The sequence below is a fragment of the Gemella haemolysans genome, from assembly GCF_901873445.1.
Classification (GTDB): domain Bacteria; phylum Bacillota; class Bacilli; order Staphylococcales; family Gemellaceae; genus Gemella; species Gemella haemolysans_C.
Genome location: NZ_CABFLN010000058.1, coordinates 1 through 2789 on the forward strand (window position 1 = coordinate 1; position 2789 = coordinate 2789).

Here is a 2789-nt window from a genome sequence, read left to right on the forward strand (position 1 = left end):
CAAAATTATATTTAGTCATAAAAATACCGACCTCCAAAAAGTTAGATTTTTTGGTCTAACTTTTTGGGGTCGGTACAGAAACTGTCGTTTTTTTTGAGGAGTATAGAAATATGAAATCAGAATAATAAAATTCTTATAAGAGAAAAAGTAAAAAGTTGAATTATTATTTTAAGGAAAATAATTATATCTTTATAGTGATTAGTATGGAGAATAATAGAAGAACAGCATTTTTTAAACTTAGAAATAGTATTAGATAATTCAGATCATACCTACCGTTTTTTAGGAAAACTACTTTAATAGAAAAATATCTTGATTATTTTAAAAATTCTTTTAGAAAATTGGGTACTAAATAAATTAGAAAAAGGGTTCCTTGATTAGGAGACTTTTAAAGTTATTTTCAACCGAAGAATTGAAAGAGAATACTGTTATTATCTAGAGCGACGACTTTAACTATAAGTCACTGATAAACGATGAAAACAGTATTGAAATAGTATATTTTTTATCTAATATCATCTTGCAGGAATATATGCTTGATACAAGATATAAAACACCTATTAAGAAATATAAAACTCATATTTTTTTAGAGCTTCTTTATGTTACAGTTCTAATTATTTTTTTCTAGTTTTTTTATCATATAAAATATTGACAATATACTTCATTTCAAATTGAAAGAATATTGATGTTTAAAATAATGGCTATACAGAACTTAATAAATAATATTAAGAAGTATTAGGAACATCGATAATGAGAATTTATGAATATGACAAAGTAATTCTTGTGCACATATAGTTTATATGATAAAATACATTTATGAAAAAAACAGAGAATTTAATAATAAAAAATAAAAAGTTATATTTTAATGATTCAGAGGTAATTGAGAATTCGAATTATCCATTTGAAAAGTTAGAGTTTCTTCGTGAAATAGGAGAAGGATCTAATGGAAAGGTATATAAAGCGAGACATAAAGTTCTTAATATTTATCAAGTGGTGAAGGTTTCAAAATCTGATTATCAAAAAAACATATTAGAATCCATAAAGAATGCTTCAGGTGAAGTTAGTGAAGTTATAGCAGTAGTGAGCGATGCAGGTACATTTGATTATCCAAGTGAGACAAGTTATTCGATTATGTCGTGTATTAATGAGTCAATTTCATTTAGTGATTGGATTTTATATCGTGATAATTTACTTAGGTTTGCAAAAGAAGAATACAATGAAAATCCTTTGAAAAGTTATTCATATTTGTCAGGGTTTATAGTGCAATATAGTTTGTCTTTAGCTGCTAATTTTTTATATACTTATTCTATACTTCATAAAGCCTCTATAATTCATGGAGATTTAAACCCGAAAAATATTTTAATAATTGATTCTGTATTTAATGAAAATCTTTTTATTAAATTAAATGAATATTTTACTGATAGTAAATTAAATTCAAATCAGAAAAGAGAATATAAAGGTAATTTAACTAAGACAATTATAAAACTAAGGAGTCATACAGCGGGAATAATAGATTTTAATAACTCCACTGTCAAATTTATCGATTTAGGGACAAGTAAATTAGAGTCAACCGATAGTAATATTGGGGAGGATAGGGATTCGGAATTAATTTTGGATAACATCAGAAAGATATTGAAACCTTTTTTCCGTAATTCAAGTTTAAAGAATGTATTAAATGTAGATGTTGAGGAAAGGAGAATTAAGAAAAAGGTGAGACCATCCGAACTTGCCGGTGATATGTTACGTTTAATTGCACTTATTAATATTATGTTTGGAAATATGTATAATGATAATACAATTGATATTAGTGATAAAAATGAAATTACTGAATTAAATAGAATTATTGGTGGCGATATTAGAAATCCTTCCGTAATTTCAAATTTGGGTGATACAGATGTTTTTGATTCGAAATTTATTACAGCGTGGGTGAATCTTATTTTTAAAGGAAATGAAAAATTATCTTCGGGAAATTTGATAAATTGGGATAAACTCTGGTCCGAAATTGAATGTTCTTACAAGGAAGATAATGATAAATCTGGTGAATTATTTGAAACTATAGTCATGGAAGATTCAATATTATATATTAATAAGATATCTTAACTAGTATAAGATTAATAATAAATAGAATCATATAGAATTCTATATCGATATAACTACAAGAATTAGATAGTGAGTGAATAAAATGAGTTTTCTATTAACGGTTTGGCCAATATTACTTTTATTTGTAATTTGTATATTGCTTATAATAGTTAAGATAGTAAGAATGATAAGAATATCGAGAGATAAAACTAAGCGTTATAAAGGTGATTATATACTTTTAGGTTTGGTTATTGGTATGTCTATAGGTACTTTAATAGGTACTTTATATGATAGTAAAACAGGTATGGGTGTATCAATAGGAATGTCTTTAGGAACGATGATTGGAATGACTATAGGAATGTTAATTCAAAAGAAATAGGCAATAAAAATAGACAATAAAAAGCAGAGATAATGAAACTTTTCTCTGCTTTTGTTAAAGGCTTTAGCCAGTTGAGGAGGCGAAGTCTCCGAAACAAAAAAACACCCGCTATGCGGGTGCGAGCTAAAAGTTAAACAATTGAAAAATCATCCTTTCTTGATAAAATAAGAGTAGTTCAAGCTCTAAAAAAGAAAGGATGATTTTAATTATGGCAAATAAACATAATAGTTTATCGCATACAAAGTGGTTGTGTAAATACCATATTGTATTTACACCTAAGTATAGACGAAAAATAGAATTTAATCAATATAAATGAGATATAGTAAGTATAATAAAG

General features: G+C 26.2%; 2 protein-coding genes and 1 pseudogene. All 3 read left to right on the top strand.

Translation table 11 applies throughout. The features are described from left to right. Nucleotides 1-810 precede the first annotated feature (810 nt). Nucleotides 811-2094, top strand: coding sequence for a protein kinase family protein (locus tag JX287_RS07035; protein WP_204644129.1), 1284 nt, complete (start codon nucleotides 811-813; stop codon nucleotides 2092-2094). Nucleotides 2095-2257: 163 nt separating this feature from the next. Continuing rightward, a complete protein-coding gene (locus JX287_RS07040) occupies nucleotides 2258-2452 on the top strand; it encodes a hypothetical protein (protein WP_204644130.1) in 195 nt (64 codons plus the stop codon). A 208-nt stretch (nucleotides 2453-2660) separates the two neighbouring features. Further along, nucleotides 2661-2765 (top strand): annotated as a pseudogene (locus JX287_RS07045) (IS200/IS605 family transposase); the annotation flags it as partial. Nucleotides 2766-2789 lie beyond the last annotated feature (24 nt).